Consider the following 20,602-nt stretch of genomic DNA (forward strand, 5'->3'; position numbering starts at 1 on the left):
ATTATTCCAGCGGAATATAAATGTCAAACGAAGCACCTTGATTTAGCTCGCCTGTAGCTCTGATAATTCCGTTATGGTTTTCAACGATTTTTTTTACAATGGCAAGACCAATTCCGGTTCCTTTATACTGATCCCTTCCATGTAAACGCTGAAAAACATCAAAGATTTTTTTACTGTATTGATGTTCAAACCCAATTCCGTTGTCAGAAATAGTAAGATGCCAATAATTAGTTTGAGGCGATAAAACTTTTTCGCCAAAGTCAGACCCTTTGGCAATTTCATTTTTTATTTTAATTATGGGCGAAATATCAGGTTTAGAAAACTTAAGCGAATTGCTGATAAGATTATAAAGCAGTTGTCTAAACTGAAACGGAATAATATTTACTTCGCCAATATCACTGCTTTCAATAATGGCATTTTTTTGTTCCAGCTCTTCTTTAAGGTCTTCTCTTACTTCATCAATAATTTTAGATAAATTCGTTTTTTCGAATATTCTTTCCTGAATATTAGTTCTCGAATACGAAAGCAAATCATTAATTAAAGTCTGCATTCGCTGTGCGGCATTTTGCATTCTTTTGAATTTGTCTTTTCCGAAATCTGATAAATTTCCAAATTCCTTGTCAATAATCTGAGATGCAAAAGTTTGAATTTTTCTAAGCGGTTCCTGTAAATCGTGGCTCGAAATATAAGCAAAAGACTGAAGCTCTTTATTCATTTGCTCCAGTTCTGCATTTTTTTGTTCGAGTTCTAATGCATTCAATTTAATTTTGTCGTCGGCTTTCTTTTTCTCTGTTAAATCGTGTGTTACTTTAGAAAAACCAATTACGTCATTATTTTTATTATGAACAGCCGTAATTACAACACTTGCCCAAAACAGGCTTCCATCTTTGCGCACACGCCAGCCTTGCTGTACGGCACGGCCTTGTTCTCTTGCTAAATTAAGAAGCGTATTAGGCAGATCATTTTTTTGATCTTCGGCGGTATAGAAAGCAGCAAAGTGTTTTCCTGTAATTTCCTGGGCTTTATAGCCTTTAATTTTTTCTGCACCAACATTCCAGTTTTCCACAATTCCGTTGTGATTTAGGTATAAAATGGAATAATCCTGAACCTCTTCAACCATTAAATGATAACGTTCTTCACTTTTCTTGAGCGATTCATACATTTGGCTGAGTTCTCTGGTTCTGGCGGTTACTTGCTGCTCTAATTCTTGGGTAAAAGCTTTTTCTGTATGAATATCTGTAAAAGAACCAACCCATTTTACAATTTTATTGTCGGCATCAAAAACAGGCTCGCCAATTACCGCGTGCCATCTGTAACTGCCATCTTTTCGTAAAATGCGAACATCAGATCTAAAAACCTGACCTGTATGCAGACTGTGGTTCCAGATTTTTATATTTTCTTTGTAATCTTCAGGATGAACCAACGACTGCCATTCAGTATCGGCAGTTGGTTTAATTCCGGTATATTCTGTCCATTTTCGCGAAGCAAACAAACCATTTCCTTTATCATCGGTTTCCCATATTAACTGCGGAATACTTTCTGTTAAAGAACGGAAACGTTTTTCACTTTCGGCAATCTTATTTCTGGCTTGAACTTTTTCTGTTACATCGATTATAGTGGCTCTGATTCCAGAAATACTATTATCTGTTTCGTACATTGGTGCATATTCAAAATCAATATAAAATAGATTTTCGCCATCATCGCCATTAATTAATATAGGCGATTCGATTTCAGAATATACTTTTCCGTTTTTGTAAACTTCTTCTAAAAGTTTAGCATATTTTTGAGTAAGGAGTTCCGGGAAAATTTCGAACAGTTTTTTACCCTGAACATCACTTTCTTTTTTCTTCCAGATATTTTTGAGTAAAGCAAGATTGGCAATTTCTACAACCATTTCAGGACCTTTTAAAATGGTTTTTGGTACAGGAGACTGCATAACCAGATTTCGAAATCTTTTTTCACTTTCTTCTAATTCCTGCTGATGATTTTTCTCGTTTGTAATATCTCTAATGGTACCTATTAATTTGTCAGGCTTATGGTTTTTATCATAAAAAACTTTTCCTTTTCCTTCAATCCAGTGAATGCTTTTATCATGCCATATTGTTCTGACTTCATAATGAAGAATCCCTGTTTTAAGTGCATTTTTAAAAGCTTTATTTCGAATATGCATATCATCAGGATGCAGGTGCTGTAGCAATTGCTCGTGTGTTAGCAAAATGTCTTCGGTGTAGCCGCCAAGGATTTCAAGATAACGTTTTGAATAATGAGGTTCTTTTGTTTTTGCATTTAGTTCCCAAGTTCCTAATTCACTTGCTTCTACGATAATACTTAAGCGTTCTTCATTTTGTTCAATTTTTTTTCGAACTTCAACTTTTTCGCTTACTTCGGTTACGGTAACAATTATACCCGTAATTTCTCCATCTTCTTCTCTTAAAGGATGATAGAGAAAGTCAAAATACCAAATTCCTAGTTTTCCATAACGGTTTAACGGAACAGGAACTTCATTTCCGTGATACGGAATTCCTGTTTCTAAAACATTTTTTAATAATGAATCGACAGTTTCTCTAACCTCAGGAAGAGAATCAAATAATGGTTTGCCTACAAAATTTTTCTCTTCTCTGTCTACTAATTTTAAATACGATTCATTTGCTGATTCGACGATGTAATCCGGGCCGCGCAAAATAGTAATTCCCAGCGGCGCTTGTTTTACCGTATCACGAAAACGTTTATCGGCAGTTTCAATTTTTTTAGATGCCAGATGTAAATCTGTAACATCAGCACCAGTATTCATTACGGCATAAACATTTCCGTTTCTGTCATACAATGGCGTAAAACTATAATTGAAATAAAAAGTTTCGAGTTTATCGTTTATCGTTATATCGATTCGGGCATTTTTATTATGAAAAGATTTTCCGGTTTTTAAAACGCTTTCAACCTGTTCAAAAACTGACTGGTTATCAAGTTCGGGGAGAATTTCGCGATACGATTTCCCGATTACATCATCACCTTTTCCCCAGACTTTTATAATGGAATCATTTGCGAGTTCAATTCGCATTTCTTCACCTATATAAACTGCAATAGGAAAAGGAGCGTTTTCGACCAGCTGTCTTATTTTTTGCTCGCTTTCCTGAAGTTTTTCGTGGGCTTCAAACTGATCTTTAACTTCTTTTTTTCTTGCTGTAGTTTCAATAACCGTAACTAAAACACCGCCAACATCTCCATTTTCTGTTTTAATAGGTGAATATGAAAAATCAAAATAACAAGTTTCTACTACGCCATTTTTGCTTAACGGAACTACAAAATCAGGAAACGAAAGTGATTTCCCCAGCATAACTTCGTCAAACATGGGACCTGTAATATTCCATATTTCGGCGAAAGTTTCCTGCGGAGAATTTCCTAAGGCTTCCGGATGTTTGTCGGGACCTATAATTTTTAAAAAAGCATCATTGTATAACTGCGTAAAATGTTTTCCCCATGCAATGTACATTCCAAACGGATTGTTAAGCATTACAGAAGTCATTGTACACAAACTTTGAGGCCAGTTTTCAGGATCACCCAGGGGAGTTTGGCTCCAGTCTTTGGAGCGTATTAATTCTCCCATTTCTCCACCATCGGATAGAAAATAATGTTCCTTATATGTGTGGCTCATTCAAAATGATTTAGGGTTGAATTATAAAATGCGCTCTTTCCGGCTGTTTAAAATTATTTTCAGAAGCTGCAATAAGTGCGTTTTCAATAACGGTTTTCAGTTTTGAAAAATCTCCGGGTTTACGAATGTAAAACGTTGCACCCATTTCGTACGTTACGTCTACAATTTTGGTGTCCAGAGAAGTAGAAAATATAATAATAGGGAAATCTTTTAAACGTTCAATCTGTCTGATTTCGGTCAAACATTCAGATCCGTTTTTTCTGGGCATATTTAAATCAAGAAAAAGAACATCTGGAAGACTTTCCTGTGATGTATCTGCTAAAAAATTCATTAAATGAACTCCGTCATTCACAGTTACAAGTGTTGTTGCAAGTGACAGTTCATCAAGAGCTTCTTCAAAGAAAGAGCAGTCATCGTCATCGTCATCGGCAAGTAAAATGTTGTAAATATGTTGGTTCATGAAGTGTAAAGTATTTTTTATATGGAAAAATGAAACAAAAATTAATTGTTTCCTGCTAAGATAAAATTAATTTTCGCAGGAAAATTATTTAAAGACCTATAAAATTAACTCATTTAAATTAAAATCTGTAAAGATTATTGCTTTATAATTCGTCTTAAAATGTTTTTGTAAGTAAAATTTTTCATTTTAGTAACACAATTAGAATTTATAAAAATAACTAAATTAGAATGCAATTTTTGACTTAATTATGCGTTTTTATATTTTACCGCACATTTTTACCATCGCAAAAATCCCTTATTTTACTGTTGTTACACACTAAAAATTGTATAAACATTCTACAAAGTGTAAAAATATTACACACATCGTTTATGTCTTGTTTTTTGTAAACTGCTAAAATTCAGTTTAAAACCTAAATGGCACGCCGCTTGCAAATTCGGAACATGTCAATCTTTAATTTTTCTGGTGTTTACTTAGAAAATAAAAAAGAGAGATCATTTGATAAAAGCCATTTTAGAGAATTAATACAAACAAAAGGACATGGAAAGCGAAACAATTATCTCAAAACAATTTTATACAGGAGGCGATATCAGCAGCGAAGTAATCAGCCCGTCTATTTTTAAAATAAACAATAACACAACCAAAACACATATAGAAAGACCAAAAAGCATCTTTGGTTTTATGATTCTTGCAGCAACATTTTTAGTATTGTTTGCCGGAGCTTTTTTAGTATTTCAATTTCAGCCTGATTTTGATCAGCTTCATTTTGAAAGATTAAATTCAACCGGCGGAATAATTTTACTTATTGTTTCTGCAGCATTATTTCTTTTTAAAGGCGGTATGTTTTTATACAATGTCGTTCTTTATTTTAAGTACAAACCAATCGAATCTGTTTCTGATGAATTGCTGCCAACTTGTACGGTAATTGTTCCGGCTTACAACGAAGGAAAACTGGTTTACGAAACATTGATGAGTTTGGCAGATAGTGATTTTCCTGCACACAAATTAGAACTTTTGGCAATAGATGATGGAAGTAAAGATGATACATGGTACTGGATTCAGCAGGCAAAATTAAAATTGGGCGATCGTGTATCGATTTTTCAACAACCGCAAAACAAAGGAAAACGTCACGCATTGTACCGCGGATTTAATTTAGGAAAAGGAGAAATCTTTGTAACTGTCGATAGCGATTCTATCGTAAAAAAAGATACTTTAAGAAATTTGGTAAGTCCGTTTATAGTTGACGAAAAATGCGGTGCCGTTGCCGGAAATGTTCAGGTATTGAACAACAAAAAAGCAATTTTGCCAAAAATGCTAAATGTAAGTTTCGTAATGAGTTTTGAATTCATGCGCTCTGCAGAAAGTGCACTAGGATCTGTACTTTGTACACCTGGAGCCTTGGCCGCTTACAAAAGAAATGCAGTTTTTGCATGTTTACCGGAATGGATCGACCAGACTTTTATGGGGAAACCATCTGACATTGGCGAAGACCGCGCAATGACCAACATGATTTTAAAACAAGGGCATCATGTTTTATTTCAGCGTAATGCGTATGTGTTGACAAACGTTCCTGAAAATTATACCGGACTATACAAAATGTTTATAAGATGGGGAAGAAGCAACGTTCGCGAAAACATAATGATGGCAAAATATGTTTGGAAAGATTTTAGAAAAGAATCAAAAGTGGGTGCAAGACTATTGTATACAGAACAGTTTATAAGAATCTTAATGACATATCCGTTCTTTATATTTATGTTTTATTTCATTGCAACCCATCCGTTATTATTTGTTAGCTCAGCACTTTTGGGCATATTATTAGTATCAAGCTTTTCAGTTTTCTTTTATGCAAAAAGATATTCTTTTGATGAAGCATTCTGGGCGTATTCTTATAGTATTCTTTATACTTTTTCACTTTTCTGGATTGCGCCTTATTCAATTATAACAGTTGGTAAAAGAGGCTGGCTCACAAGAGGTTAATAAATTCCACAGACTACTATTATATTTAATCCGAAAAACTCCTGTTCCACTAAACAGGAGTTTTTTTATGGTTTTGCTTTCGCCAAAGAAAAACAGAAAATGCATTTACAAAAGCCAGAATCCATAAAACAGGACTTGTAAAAAAGGTCTCGTAACTTCTTCCATTCGGAATTTCAACAAAAGGAACTGTAATAATTACATCCAGCAATAAAGCCGTAAGCGACATTATAATACCAAGCTGCAGGCCGCTTATCTTGTAATTTTTCAAATAATAAAACTTAGCCGAACCAATGGCAAAAAACACAATAAAAATAGTCACCATAACCGATTGCCAGAAAAAAGAATCTTTTACAAACAGAATTTGTTCCAGGAGATAAAAAGAAATACTAACAGCAATCCAAACCAAAATACCCGAAAATATTGCTCTAAAATATTTCATAACTTAATTTTCAGGATTCCAAATTCCGGTTTTGGCAGTTTCTTTTGCGTAAACGCTAAAATCTTTTGCTTTTCTGCCCAGTACTTTTTCAATATCAGAAGTAACGCTGGAGTTTCTTCCGTCCAGAACCTGTTCAAAAAGATAATTTACCAGCCAGATATGATCATCAGGAATCTGATATTCTTTTAACATCTGCACATATTCTTCTAAAGATAAACTTTGAAAAGAGATATTTCTCCCGCTTGCATTCGCAATTTCGTTTACAGCATCTTTAAAAGTCAATAATCTTGGACCAGTTAAATCGTACGTTTTTCCGTTGTGAATTTCGTCTAAAAGTGCAGCCGTAACAACATCCGCAATATCATCGGCATCGGTAAAAGGTTCAAGTGCTTCAGCTCTTGGCAGAGCAACAATTCCGTAAAGAATTGGATCTAAAAAGAAGCTTTCGCTAAAGTTTTGATTGAACCAGCTTGCGCGCACAATAGTCCAGTTTTTGGCGTTTTTCTTTACGGTTTCTTCGCAAACCTGCGCTTCTTTTTCGCCTCTTCCGGAAAGTAAAACTATTTTTTGAACTCCGGCTTTTGTAGCAAGCTGTGTAAAATTTTCTATCGCTTCTGCCGCAAAAGGAACAGCTAAATCCGGTTGAAAAGTAATATAAACCGTGTCAATATCTTTTAGAACATTTTGCCAGGTTTCTGGTTTTTCCCAATCAAACGGGATTTTTTCGTTTCGAGAACCTAAACGAAGTTTAACTTCAGTATTATTTTCTAATCTTGCAGCAACTCTGCGTCCTGTTTTTCCTGTAGAACCCAGAACTAAAATTTTCTTTTTCATATCAGTAGTTTTTTAATGATGATTACTGATACAAAGTTGCTTCGATTAATACACAATCATTTGTCGCAAAAGAATTATGATTTGTTTGAAAAGAACTGTTGTTTTACATCGTTAGGACGCATGCCGAATTTTTTATGAAAAGCATTCGAAAACGAACTCAGACTTTCATAACCAACTTCCCAAGCCGATTCCTGAACTGTTTTTTCGCTTTCGCGGAGTAACTCATACGCCTTATTTAAACGTTCTTCCTGAACATATTTAAAAACAGGAATTCCAAAAAGTTCTTTAAAATTCTTTTTTAATTTATTACTATTCAAGCCCACCATCTGCGATAATTGCGTAATCGACGGAGGAGTAGAAAAGTGCGTTGTTACAATTTCCCTGGCCTGAAAAAGTTTGTTTTTATCAATCTCTGATAAATCCGATTTTTTTTCAGAAGCCAAAAGGCCATAGAAATGTGCCAAAAGTTCATTAATCTGACTTTTTAAAAATAGAAAACGCGTATTTCCTGTATAAGTCGTATTGAATATTTTTTGAACTGCCAATTGCATTTCGAGTGTCATATAAAACGATGGACCTTTTACAAAATGCTCTTTTGGATTTAATAATTCCGGCAGATAATTTTCGAAAATCTCTCTTTCTGCCTGCGGAAGTGAATTTAGGTTTTTCAGTTTTGTAAAAATACTAATTGACTGTAAAGGTTTATCAGGCTCAATCTTATGAGAAAATTCAACTTTTTGATTTCCAAAAAAACAAATTGCCAAACCCGTTGTGTTCATCAAATATTTAGTCTGATTATTATGTTTAATTTCCAGCTCTACATTTCCCGAGCCATAAAAAGCAAAACCAACAGCATCGCCGTCAATTTCACATTTCTGCACTATAGTTTTCATAGTATTCGATTGTTCGACTAAAACAATACAATCATGTAATTCTATAATATCGGTCGTCATAATTGAAATGAGGTTGGATTAAAAAGCAGGAAAAGTTACTATTTATTTTTTAAATCGATATTTTTAACTCCATGATTTTTAAATTTTTATCAAGCGAAAACCCTTGTTTTTGCTTGATTTTTAATGATTTAAAAAAAATAAATTAAAAAATATTTGCAAATTTAGACCGATCGGTCTAAATTTGCAGTGTCAAAATGAAAAAGATCATGAGTAAAGCAGAACGAACAAAACAGTTTATTATTGAAAAATCGGCCGAGATTATCAATAAAAAAGGAATGGCAGGAACTTCTTTAAGTGATATTATGGAAGCGACAAAACTGGCAAAAGGAGGTATTTACGGAAACTTTGAAAGTAAAGAAGAAATTTGCAAAGAATCATTTTTGTATTTAAGATCGCAGTTAGCTGCCAAATTAGACAATGCGGTTTCGCAGGGAAAAACTGCAAAAGAAAAGCTTTATAAATTATTGGCGGTTTATGAAAATAAAAATAATATGACCGACGGCTGTCCCATTTTAAATTTTGGAATTGAAGCAGATGATACAAACCCAGTTATAAAAGAACAGGTAAAAAAAGCTATTGGCTCAGCGCAAAAAAGATATACGGATATAATTGAATTGGGAGTTAACAACAAAGAACTTTTGGCAGAAATCAACCCGGAAAGATTTGGAATAATGGCATTTACGATGATTGAAGGCGCCATTTTATGCCGAAAAGTTTTTGATAACAATGACCAGATGGAAGTTGTCTTAGAAATTATAAAAACCGAATTTGAAAGATATGTTATCTAACATATTTTTTTTAAAATATTTTAGACCGATTGGTCTATTTTGTAATAAATTAATTAATAATAAGAATGAGAAATTTAAAAGAGGATCATAAAGGATTCAGTACCATATTGGCTTTGGCCCTAATTCCGTTATCCGGTTTTGCGACAGATGTATATTTGCCTTCGCTTCCGGCAATGACAAAAGATTTAAACGTTTCGACATCAGCAGTTCAGCTTACATTAGTATTTTTTATGTTTAGTGTCGGCATCAGCCAGATTTTTATCGGCAGTATATTAGACAGTTTTGGCCGATTTAAAATCAGCATTGCATCGCTGGCTGTATTTTCAATAACCAGTTTTATAATTGCTTTGGTTCCGAATATTTATCTAATATATGCCATGCGTATTATTCAGGGAATTGCTATTGCCTTTATTGTAATTGCCAAACGTGCTTATTTTGTGGATTTATTTAAAGGTGAAAAATTAAAAAGCTACATTAGTTTATTTTCTATAATTTGGGCAAGCGCACCAATATTAGCCCCGTTTTTAGGTGGATATCTGGAACATAGTTTCGGCTGGAAATCTAATTTTTATTTTCTGGGCGGATTGTCTTTACTTATTTTGGTTTTAGAACTTCTTTACAGCGGAGAAAGCATCAAAGAATTTCATCCGTTTAAATTTAAAGCGATTGCCAATACCTATTCAAACATGCTGAAATCGGCTGATTTTACTTTAGGATTTATAATTCTAGGAATTACTTTTGCTATAGTTTTAATGTTCAATTTATCAAGCCCGTTTATCATTGAACGTATTTTTGGATATTCGGCAATCGAAACCGGTTACAGTGCTTTATTGTCTGGATTATCTGTTATGATTGGTGGAATTACGGCAAAATCTATGATCAAAAAACCTTTGGCAAAAAAAGTTGGAACAGCCATAACTATTCAGCTGATTTTAGCTTTACTCATGATTTTTACAAGCCAGTTTGAAAGTAATATTTATACGTTGGTTGCTTTTACAATGGGATTGAATATCTGTGGAGGTTTCATCTACAATATCGTTTTGGGTTATTGTTTAAGCCGATTTTCTAAAAATGCCGGAGTTGCAAGCGGATTAACCGGCGGTGGCGCTTATATGATAAGTGCACTTTTTAGTTATAGTTTTGTAAATATTTATGCTGTAAAAAGTCAGTTCTTATTAGGAGCAGCAAACATTTCTTTGCTCTTAATCGTGGGAGCAGTTTTTATCATTTTCAATAAATACAGATTGAAAAACTAAAATGCTGAATTTGCAAAAAATGATGTCTTTAAAACTTAGATTTTAGAGGCATTTTTTTTATTCATTAATTATTGAAAATACATCATTTTGTAGTATAATATTTATTTGTGTTCAAACACATTCAAATTCTGTACAAAAAACATTAAAATTATGTAATAAAAAACTTTCAAAATGTTTAAAATTTGTGCTCGAACACATTTTTTCTAATTATTTTCTTGCAAATTAGAATACAATATTTACTTTAGTCACAAATAAGCTTTTTTATGTCATTCAAAAAGAATAAAATAGAACATTAAAACGATGTTTTTGAGTTCGAAATTGAAGTACAGAAAAAGCATATTTTAAATAGAAAATATTGCAATATTCTATCTATAATTTTTTTTAATTGTTAACCCAAAAATATCAAAATTATGAAAGTCAAGAAAATTACATTTTTTATTTTATTCTGCTTTATACAAGGTTTTTCGCAAACTTATGTATCTACAACAGGAAACGACACAACAGGAACAGGTACTGCAGCGCTACCTTATAAAACCATCGTAAAAGGAGTTCAGGCAGCACCATCTGGAGGAACAGTTTTAGTGCTTTCGGGAACTTATCCAGTTACAGGTCCAATTTATGTTGGAAAACCTTTAACGATTCAAAAAAGCGGATCCGGCGCTGTAGTTGTAAATGCTTCGGGATGGACAAGTACAGATACTTATGTTCTTGGAATCGTAAATACTAGCAATGTTACAATAGACGGTTTGACGATTTCGAATAAAATTGGAAACGGAAGTAAAGGAATCTGGATTTTGGCCAATTCCGGTGCAACAGCCAATTTAGATAATATTACTGTTAAAAATTGTATTGTTAGAAATATTGGCTGGACCAGTAATAATCTTTCGGCAATTCCTGCAAACAGCGGTATTGTGGCCAACGCCATTAAAGTAGATGGTGGAAACGGAACTTATGCCATTACAAACGTAAAAATCGATAATAATGAAGTAAACAATTGTGCTACCGGCTGGGGAGAAGCTGTTACGGTAACAGGAAACGTAAACGGATTTTCGGTTTCAGGAAATACGGTTTATGACATTGCCAATATCGGAATTGTTGCAGCTGGAAACTATTTATCTACCGGAGCGGCAAGTAATAATCAGGCTCGAAATGGTGTAATCGCTTCAAACGAAGTTTTTAATTGTATGAGTGCGGTGGCAAACAGTGCCGGAATTTATGTTGACGGAGCTTTAAACATTACCGTACAAAGAAATGAAGTTTTTAGATGTGGAGTAGGACTTTCTGTTGGTGCAGAGCAAAATACTTCAACCGGAAACGGCGGTCTTTCTACAGGACATATTGTAAACAACAATTCCGTTTATAACAATGTAATAACCGGAGCAATTTTTGGAGGTGTTAATGGTTCTGGTTACACAACAAGCGTAGGAAATACCAAAATCTTTAATAATACTTTTTATAAAAACAGAACTGGTGCAACCATTAACGGAGTTACAACTATTCAAGGAACGTCGGTTGCTACATTAGCTGATAATTTTGGAGGTGAAGTACATTTTCAAAATAGTTCCGGAATTACTTATAAAAACAATATTATGTATGCGACAACCGATAAAAAAGCATTTTTAGCTTCGTACGGATACACAATTTCAAGTTTTGTTTCGAATTATAATTTATATTACAGAGAAGGAAATACCGATTTTATCATCGATTTGACTGGAACAAGTTTTAACGGAAGTTCGACAACCGGATCGTATAATGCGGCGCAGTTTGCCACAACAACAGGACAAGATGTTAATTCTGTAGTGGGTTTACCAGGATTTACAAACGCTGCAACTTTTAATTTTACGCTGGTTTCTGGAGCTTTTGCGACAGATAAAGGAGATCCAACTTACAATTCGACTTATTCAGGAACCTTGGATTTTGATGATGATATTAGAAAAAGAAACGGCAGAATTGATATCGGATGTTCTGAACTTCAGACAGGATCAACAGCTAAAAAAGCAAATATCGCAGTTGCCGAAGAACAAACTGCAGCGAGTTTTTCTGTTTTCCCAAATCCGGCTTCAGATGAAATCAATATTAATTTCGGAAAAAGTGTCAAATCAGCTAATGTGATTTTATTGGATTTAAATGGAAGAGAACTTCTAAAACAAGATTTCAGTTCTGTTGAATCAGCAAGAATTAATATTTCAGGTTTAAAGGTAAATTCGCAATTAATTATCCTTCAAATCAATGCCGATAACGAAATAACACACAATAAAATTTACTTAAAATAATGCAGTTCAGGAGCAGAAGATTTTTTTCTTTTGCTCCTTTTTCTTTTTAAAATTTCGTACCTTTTTAAAATGAAAAATTACAATGTAAACCGAATCGAAAAAAACATTTTGCAAATAAACGGTTTGGGAGATAATCCTTTTTGGAATCAGGCAGAAATTCTAACCGATTTTACTTCGCCCTGGAGCGATTTAGAACCTGAAAAAATAGAATTCAGATCGTTATGGGATACCGAAAATATGTATTTCTGCTACAAGGTTTATGATGATAACATACACATTGACAGACAAGACGATTCTATTGACAGTATTGGAGAATCAGACCGCGTTGAAATTTTCTTTAGAACAGATGAAAACCTGAATCCGTATTATTGTCTGGAAATTGATCCGACACCGAGAATCATGGATTTTATGGCTTCTCCTAAAAAGAAATTTGATTTTGACTGGAATTGGCCAGAAAATAATCTAACGGTAAAATCAAGTATAAAAAGCGATCATTTTATTGTAGAATTTGCAGTAAGTATTCAATCGCTGAAAAACTTTCATTTGATAAAAGAGAACATCATTGAAGCCGGGATTTTTAGAGCCAAATATATCAAACAGGAAAATAAACTATTTGAACCAACCTGGATTACATGGGTAAACCCAAATACAGAAACTCCAAATTTTCATATCGCCAGTTCTTTTGGTACGTTGACTTTAGGCTAGCTATATAAAACATAGCCAGTGGTTTCAACCACTGGGACGCAATGTGAACACAATAAATTATCATAATTCGTTTCCCACGGTTGAAACTGCGGGCTATATTTACCAATCTTTGGTAGATATTTTAAACACATAGAGACATAGCTTTTCTAAGCGTTTAAAAAAGGCGTTTCACTTGCATCAATACACATAGCTATGTGTGGAAACTAGTTTCTTTTACAATCTTTTTTTATACACATTTAAACCTATGTCTCTATGTGTTTAGAAAATACCCGCAAAGTCCTATAAAAAATAATCCTTAGCGTTTTCGGTATTTACAATATCAATAGGAAGTAATTTTTCCGGGCTGATTTCTTTTTCAAAAATAAAATGCTCAATCAAACTTGTCGTTCCCAAATAAGCCTGACGTTTCGGGTTTTGGTGAATCAAAAAGTCGATAGTTTTATTGTTTAGATATTCCAGATTATTTTCTAATAAATCATAACCTACAAGTGCGATTTTCTTTTCAGGTTTTTTGGCGATAATTTTGGCAACCTGATATGCTTTAGAAGTCGTTACAAAAAGGCCTTCAATAGCCGGATTTGATTCTAGATACTCTTTTAGAGTAGTTTTAAACTGCGGATGTTTTACTTTAAAGGTTTTAATTTCAAATTTTCCGCTTTCCAGATTTTCAAAATAATCCCTGAAACCTTTCTCTTTTTCCTGCATGTGAATGGCGTTTTCGTAATCTTCATCAATATGAACAATTGCGATTGTACCTTTTTTAATCAATAAATCTAATAAACGTGCAGCAATTCTTCCGCTTTGAAATAAATCCTGCCCAACAAAACTTTTAATGGTATTCGATTTAAGCTGGTTATTAAAAATACTAGAAATAATGCCTTTAGAATTATAGGTTTCAATAGCGTCTATCGCTTCTTTATGGAATAAAGGTACGAGCAAAACCGCATCTGGAGATGAATTTAATACCGTTTTGTTAGTTTCTACAAAAGAAGAAGTACTTGTAGGATCAAACAGGAAAATCTCCACTTTTACGTTAAAAGATTTAAACTCTTTTTTAGCTTCATTAATCCCATCAATGCAAGGCTGCCAATACGGATCGTTTGCAGAATCAGGAATTAGGACGCAGATAGAATAAATTTGTTTTTTCTTTAAGCTTCGTGCCATCAAATTAGGCTGGTAATCAATCTTGTCCAGAACTTCATTGACTTTTTTCAAAGCATCTTCAGACACTTTTCCTCTTTTATGCAAAACACGGTCAACAGTCCCTTTTGAGACTCCTGCAAGCTCTGCAATATCCTTAATTGTGTAAATCTTCTCCATATAGAAACAAATATATATAAAAATCAAATATCAGGAAATATTAAATTACATGTGTTCGAAAACATTTTTATTGTGTTCGAGCACATTTTAACATAATTTTCTTTTTTTATAAAGTATTAATATATACTTTAGCCGAATATTAATCACATTACGCATCATATTAACTATATAATTGTCAGATTAATATTTATTTTTCAATTTATAAGAGAAATTTTCAATATCTAAAAATTACAAAATAATCGCTTTTAAAAATCATTTGAAAAAATAAAAAAACGACCAAAAACTTTTAAAAATAATAACCAATTAATATTACTATTTAAATGAGCAAAAATAAACCTACTCTCGTGATCCTGGCGGCAGGTATTGGAAGTCGATATGGAGGATTAAAACAGTTAGATACATTTACGCCCGAAGGAGATACCATTATGGATTTTTCGATATATGATGCATTGCAGGCAGGTTTTGGGAAATTTGTATTTATTATAAGTAAAAACATTGAAGAAGAGTGTAAAGAAATTTTCAATAAAAAACTGGAAGGAAAAGCCGAAGTAGGATACGTTTTTCAGGAAATTGAAAATGTTCCCGCACAATATTTAAATCCAGAAAGAAAAAAACCGTGGGGAACCGGACACGCGCTTTTAATGGCGAAAGATGAGGTAACTGAAAACTTCGCGATCATAAACGCCGATGATTTTTACGGAAAAGAAGCTTTTGAAATCATGGCAAAAGCTTTAACCGAAATGGATAAAGAATCATACAATTTTAATATGATGGCTTATCTGCTCAAAAATACTGTTTCAGATCATGGCTTTGTTTCCAGAGGAGAATGTCAGGTTGATGAGAATAATTATTTAACCGATGTTACAGAGCGTACGCACATCGAAAAAATAAACGGAAAACTGATGCGTAAAGACGATAATGGAGCATTTATTCCGATTGATGAAAATACAATCGTTTCTATGAATTTCTGGGGATTTACACCAAAATGCTTTGAGTTTGGAGGCGCTCTGTTTGAGCAGTTTTTAAAAGAAAACGAGAACGATTTAAAAGCCGAATTTTTTATTACATCTGTCGTAAATGAAATTTTAAAGTCAGATAATGCATCTGTCGAAGTACTTCAGTCCAATGCAAAATGGTTTGGAGTAACGTATAAAGAGGATAAAGAAATAGTAAAAAAAGAAATTGAAAAGTTAAGAGCGCAAAAAGTTTATCCAACAAATCTTTGGTAATATGACAGCCGAACAACTAAAATTTATATTCGAACAGTTTGATCATATCGAGGTTTTTAAAACCTTCGAAGAACTGTCTTCCGGTCATATTAATGACACCTATTTGCTAACGACTCAAAGCGGTAAACAATTTATTTTACAGCGTATTAACGAAGGTGTTTTTAAGGATGTTCCGGGGTTAATAGCCAATAAAGTAAGCGTTAGTAAACATTTGCAGAAAAAATTAAAACATTTATCTGAAGCTGAATTAAAGCGCAGGGTTTTAACTTTTATCGGAACAAAAAAAGGTATTTTTTATTATCAGGACAAAGACGGAAATTTCTGGAATGTAATGGTTTATATTGAAGGAAGCCTGACTTTTGAAACCGTTAAAAATGAAGAAATTGCATATGAAGGCGGAAAGCTTTTTGGTGAATTTTTAAATCTTACCAGCGATTTTGATGCCAGAAAATTGACAGAAGTAATTCCGAATTTCCATAATATGGCATTTCGTTATTCACAGTTTGATACGGCTTTAAAAGAAGCTTCTGGACAAAGAATCGAGCAGGCAAAAATCTTAATTCAGAATGTTAAGGATTTAAAAGAAGAAATGCATATTCTTCAAAATTTAAAAGATGCAAAAAAAATCAAGCTCAGGGTTACACATAACGATACAAAAATTTCAAACGCACTTTTTGACCAAAACAAAAAAGGACTTTGTGTGATTGATACAGACACAGTTATGCCGGGAATTATTCATTATGATTTTGGAGATGCGATCAGAACTATTTGTAACACAGCAGCCGAAGACGAAAAAAATCTGGATTTGGTAAATTTCAATCTTGAGTTTTACAAAGCGTATGTGAAAGGATTTTTAGAAAAAACAAATTCATCGCTTTCAACATTAGAAATTAAGTATTTACCTCTTGGTGCAAAAACAATGACTTTTATAATGGCACTTCGTTTTTTAACCGATTTTTTAAATGACGATGTGTATTATAAAACAGAATATCCGGAACACAATCTGGATCGTTCAAGAAACCAGTTTAAGCTGATTGAAAGTCTGTCGGAACAATTCAAAGAAATGGAAGATTATAATTTGAATTTCGTTGGATCATTAAAATAAAAAAAATGAAAAAATATGTCATTACCGGAGGTGCCGGTTTTATAGGAAGCCATATTGCAGAACATTTATCGAAAGAAGGACATCAGGTTTTGATACTTGATAGTCTTAGAACGGGATTCGAACATAACCTAAACGGATTAAATGTTGAATTTGTAAAAGGAGACATTCGCGACGAAAATTTGGTCAACAAAGTGATAAGCGGAGCAAGCGGTGTTTTTCATTTGGCAGCTTTAGTCAGCGTTCCTGAATCTCTTTTGAAAATAAAAGAATGTATCGAAATCAATACCATCGGGACAATTAATATTCTCGAAGCAGCAAAAAATAATACAGATTGTAAAGTTGTATTGTCAACATCGGCAGCGAATTACGGTAACAATCCGGTTTTACCAAAAGTAGAAACCATGTTTCCGGAACCAATGACACCGTACGCGATTACAAAATTAGACGGCGAATATTATTTAAAAATGTATTTAGATCAATATCAGGTTCCAACAGCTTCTTTAAGATATTTCAACGTTTTTGGTCCGCGCCAAAATCCAGAATCGGCTTATGCGGCGGCAGTGCCTATTTTTATCAATAAAGCACTTCAAAACGAACCGATAACTATTTATGGAGACGGTTCGCAAACCAGAGATTTTATTTATGTAAAAGATGTTGTAAAAGCGAATATTCTCGCTTCGCAAAAAGGAAGTGAAACTTATAATGTAGCTTTAGGACACAGCACATCGGTTTTAGAACTGGCTGAAAAAATTATAAAAATCACCAATTCTAAATCGCAGATTAAATTTTTAGACGAAAGACCCGGCGATATTAAACATTCTAAAGCAAATCCTGAAAAATTCAACCAATTAGGTTTTAAACCAGAATATACAATTGATCAGGCATTAGAAGAAACCATTCTTTTTTATCATCAGGAATTAGTGAGCAAATAGATTTAAATCAGAATATACAATGCATGAGAATATTTAAACACATAGAAACATAGGTTTAAATGTTTTTTAGAAAAGAATACCAAAGAAACAAGTTTCCAGACATAGCCTATGTTTGTTAATGCAAGTGAAACGCCTTTAAGCGCAACAAAAAACTATGTTTCTATGTGTTAAAATTTAATTATGAGCAAAAGACAAACTAATCAAAAACCAAAAATATGTCACAACTAGATCTTACACTAAAAAAAGAGCAAAACAGCACTTTTATTCCTATGGTTATTTTAACCTCATTGTTTTTTATTTTTGGATTCGTAACCTGGTTAAACGGACCGCTGATTCCATTTTTTAAATTAGCATGCGAACTAACCGAATCACAATCGTATTTTGTTACGTTTGCCTTTTATATTGCTTATTTTGTAATGGCGATTCCGTCTTCATTTTTAATCGAAAAATTAGGTTATAAAAACGGAATTTCAGTTGGATTATTAATAATTGCTATAGGAGCACTTCTATTTTATCCGGCTGCCGAAGCCAGAACTTTTGGACTTTTTCTTGTAGCTTTATTTGTAATGGGAACCGGTTTGGCAGTTTTGCAGACAGCAGCAAATCCGTATGTGGTTGTAATTGGCCCACGCGAAAGTGCTGCGGCAAGAATCAGCGTTTTGGGAATTGCAAATAAACTGGCAGGTTTTCTCGCTCCTTTACTATTGACCTCTTTGGTTTTATCCAATATTGGAGATTATTCTGCAGATAAAATTGCCGTTATGACTTCGGTTCAAAAAGAAACTGCTTTAGATGCATTGGCTTTGCAATTGCAGTCGCCATACATTTATATGGCAGTGATTATGCTGGTTTTGGCTGTTTTGGTAAAATTTTCTCCACTTCCGGAAATTGATTTAGATGATGAAGGACAAGTAGAAAATCTGAGTATTTTCAAACAAATAAAAGCAGCTTTCAAACATCCGCAATTGGTTTTCGGCGTAATTACCTTAATGGTTTATATCGCTGCCGAAGTTTTAGCCGGAGATTCCATCGGTGGATTCGGAAAACAATTGGGAGTTTATGGAGAAAACGGCTCTTTCTATCTAAAACTGACTTCGTTTACGATGACTTTTATGGTTATCGGTTATATTTTAGGAATTACCTTGATTCCGAAATACGTTTCTCAGGTTTCTGCTTTAAAAGTTTCTGGATTTTTAGGACTTATTTTGGTTGCTTTAATCGTAATACTTTCTCCAAAAATTATGGTTCATTTACCGGGAATTCCACAATTACCGTTGATTATTATTTTGGTTGCTTTATTAGGTTTGGCAAATGCACTTTGCTGGCCGGCGATCTGGCCAATGGCACTTCAGGATTTGGGTGGATACACAAAAATTGGCGGTGCAATTCTAATTATGGGAATTATTGGTGGAGCCGTTTTTCCTTTATTTTACGGAATGATTGCCGACTCAATTAATGCTTCTAATGTGGCAGCGGGAATTACAGAAACCGCAAAAAGTGGAAATCAATTAGCCTATTTAATATTATTACCAGCTTATTTAATGATTGTGTTTTTTGCTTTTAAAGGACATAAATACAGGAGTTGGTAATTAACCCAAAATATAGTCATTGCGAGGAACGAAGCAACTGCACTAAAAAAATCGACAAAGATAGATACGCAGAACTTTGTCAAAGTTTCAAACTTTGACAAAGTTTAGATACACGCAAACATTTTTATTTCAACATAAAAAATCAAGCACTCAAATATCACATTTGATGTGTTCCAGCTCAACTTATGCCTTTTTTTAACCAAATGGCATTAAAAAAATTAAACAAAAACATATTAAAAATATCCACAATGTTAAAAAGTAAAATAGACAAAGCAACAGGTTTCGAAAAGCGCTTCGAAAATATCAACACCGTTGTTTTTGAAAATTCAACAGAAGCTTCAAAAGCTGTTGCACAGGAAATTGCAGCTTTAATTCAATCGAAACAAAAAGAAAATAAACTTTGTATTTTAGGTCTGGCAACAGGTTCTTCTCCAAAAGGATTGTATGCAGAATTGGTAAGACTTCATAAAGAAGAAGGATTGAGTTTTAAAAACGTAATCAGCTTCAACCTTGACGAATATTACCCAATGGAACCCAACTCGATCAACAGTTACGTTCGTTTTATGAAAGAGCTTTTGTTTGACCACGTCGATATTTTACCTGAAAACTACCATATTCCCGACGGACTTTTAACCAAAGAACAAATCGCGGATTACTGCCACGAATATGAAGCAAAAATCGAAGCTTTGGGCGGGATTGATTTACAAATATTAGGAATTGGAGGAAACGGACATATTGGTTTTAATGAATCAGGTTCGCTTCAAAACTCAAAAACCAGATTAGTAGCTTTAGATCATATTACAAGAGTTGCGGCAAGCAAAGATTTCTTTGGTTTAAACAATACGCCGAGAACAGCCATCACACTTGGAGTAAAAAAAATAATGGAAGCCAAAAGAGTTATTCTATTGGCTTGGGGAGAAGGAAAAGCTAATATTGTAAAAAAATCCGTTGAAGATGAAGTTACAAACAGAGTTCCGGCTTCTTTTTTACAGGAACATGATAATGCTGTTTTTGTTTTGGATAAAGAAGCATCTTCAAAATTAACGAGAATCAATAAACCCTGGCTGGTTGAGAAAATTGTATGGACCGATAAATT

Annotated in this window: 16 protein-coding genes; 10 read left to right on the forward strand and 6 right to left on the reverse strand. The window is 33.6% G+C overall.

Translation table 11 applies throughout. The features are described from left to right. Position 1: 1 nt before the first annotated feature. Positions 2–3,649: a PAS domain-containing sensor histidine kinase gene (locus tag BUC29_RS16140; protein WP_073417201.1), complete on the reverse strand. Its 3,648-nt coding sequence runs from the start codon at positions 3,647–3,649 to the stop codon at positions 2–4. A gap of 10 nt (positions 3,650–3,659) precedes the next feature. Next, on the reverse strand, positions 3,660–4,109 hold the full coding sequence (locus tag BUC29_RS16145) for a response regulator (RefSeq protein ID WP_073417202.1): 450 nt from the start codon (positions 4,107–4,109) through the stop codon (positions 3,660–3,662). Positions 4,110–4,646: 537 nt separating this feature from the next. Here BUC29_RS16145 and BUC29_RS16150 point away from each other — a divergent pair. Continuing rightward, positions 4,647–6,083: a glycosyltransferase family 2 protein gene (locus BUC29_RS16150; RefSeq protein ID WP_073417203.1), complete on the forward strand. Its 1,437-nt coding sequence runs from the start codon at positions 4,647–4,649 to the stop codon at positions 6,081–6,083. A gap of 49 nt (positions 6,084–6,132) precedes the next feature. Here the strand turns inward: BUC29_RS16150 and BUC29_RS16155 are convergent, their stop codons facing one another. The 3 genes from BUC29_RS16155 to BUC29_RS16165 all read right to left on the reverse strand — a co-directional run bounded on the left by BUC29_RS16155 (position 6,133) and on the right by BUC29_RS16165 (position 8,309). Next, a complete protein-coding gene (locus BUC29_RS16155; protein ID WP_073417204.1) occupies positions 6,133–6,522 on the reverse strand; it encodes a DUF5367 family protein in 390 nt (129 codons plus the stop codon). Positions 6,523–6,525: 3 nt separating this feature from the next. After that, the gene (locus tag BUC29_RS16160; RefSeq protein ID WP_073417205.1) at positions 6,526–7,356 is read right to left on the reverse strand and encodes an NAD(P)H-binding protein; all 831 of its coding nucleotides are present in this window, start codon (positions 7,354–7,356) and stop codon (positions 6,526–6,528) included. A 74-nt stretch (positions 7,357–7,430) separates the two neighbouring features. Next, a complete protein-coding gene (locus BUC29_RS16165; protein WP_073417206.1) occupies positions 7,431–8,309 on the reverse strand; it encodes a helix-turn-helix domain-containing protein in 879 nt (292 codons plus the stop codon). 206 nt (positions 8,310–8,515) lie between these two features. On the opposite strand from BUC29_RS16165, the gene BUC29_RS16170 reads away from it, so the two are divergent. The 4 genes from BUC29_RS16170 to BUC29_RS16185 all read left to right on the forward strand — a co-directional run bounded on the left by BUC29_RS16170 (position 8,516) and on the right by BUC29_RS16185 (position 13,331). Continuing rightward, on the forward strand, positions 8,516–9,097 hold the full coding sequence (locus tag BUC29_RS16170; RefSeq protein WP_073417207.1) for a TetR/AcrR family transcriptional regulator: 582 nt from the start codon (positions 8,516–8,518) through the stop codon (positions 9,095–9,097). A 65-nt stretch (positions 9,098–9,162) separates the two neighbouring features. Beyond that, positions 9,163–10,353, forward strand: coding sequence for an MFS transporter (locus BUC29_RS16175; protein ID WP_073417208.1), 1,191 nt, complete (start codon positions 9,163–9,165; stop codon positions 10,351–10,353). 410 nt (positions 10,354–10,763) lie between these two features. Further along, positions 10,764–12,626, forward strand: a complete 1,863-nt coding sequence (locus tag BUC29_RS16180; RefSeq protein ID WP_073417209.1) for a T9SS type A sorting domain-containing protein — start codon at positions 10,764–10,766, stop codon at positions 12,624–12,626. A 69-nt stretch (positions 12,627–12,695) separates the two neighbouring features. Beyond that, positions 12,696–13,331: a carbohydrate-binding family 9-like protein gene (locus BUC29_RS16185; RefSeq protein WP_073417210.1), complete on the forward strand. Its 636-nt coding sequence runs from the start codon at positions 12,696–12,698 to the stop codon at positions 13,329–13,331. A 279-nt stretch (positions 13,332–13,610) separates the two neighbouring features. Here the strand turns inward: BUC29_RS16185 and BUC29_RS16190 are convergent, their stop codons facing one another. Beyond that, positions 13,611–14,651, reverse strand: a complete 1,041-nt coding sequence (locus tag BUC29_RS16190) for a LacI family DNA-binding transcriptional regulator (protein ID WP_073417211.1) — start codon at positions 14,649–14,651, stop codon at positions 13,611–13,613. Positions 14,652–14,971: 320 nt separating this feature from the next. Here BUC29_RS16190 and BUC29_RS16195 point away from each other — a divergent pair, with 320 nt between their 5' ends. The 5 genes from BUC29_RS16195 to nagB all read left to right on the forward strand — a co-directional run. Further along, on the forward strand, positions 14,972–15,880 hold the full coding sequence (locus BUC29_RS16195; protein WP_073417212.1) for a sugar phosphate nucleotidyltransferase: 909 nt from the start codon (positions 14,972–14,974) through the stop codon (positions 15,878–15,880). A gap of 1 nt (position 15,881) precedes the next feature. Beyond that, complete coding sequence (locus BUC29_RS16200) at positions 15,882–16,985, forward strand: phosphotransferase enzyme family protein (protein WP_073417213.1); 1,104 nt, start codon at positions 15,882–15,884, stop codon at positions 16,983–16,985. Between the two features lie 5 nt (positions 16,986–16,990). Continuing rightward, positions 16,991–17,917: an NAD-dependent epimerase/dehydratase family protein gene (locus BUC29_RS16205; protein WP_073417214.1), complete on the forward strand. Its 927-nt coding sequence runs from the start codon at positions 16,991–16,993 to the stop codon at positions 17,915–17,917. Between the two features lie 215 nt (positions 17,918–18,132). Then, on the forward strand, positions 18,133–19,506 hold the full coding sequence (locus tag BUC29_RS16210; protein WP_073417215.1) for a sugar MFS transporter: 1,374 nt from the start codon (positions 18,133–18,135) through the stop codon (positions 19,504–19,506). 248 nt (positions 19,507–19,754) lie between these two features. Then, positions 19,755–20,602, forward strand: an 848-nt coding sequence (gene nagB / locus BUC29_RS16215) for a glucosamine-6-phosphate deaminase (protein WP_073417230.1), incomplete at its 3' end; no start/stop codon positions are given.

Source organism: Flavobacterium defluvii (assembly GCF_900129555.1).
Lineage (GTDB): Bacteria > Bacteroidota > Bacteroidia > Flavobacteriales > Flavobacteriaceae > Flavobacterium > Flavobacterium defluvii.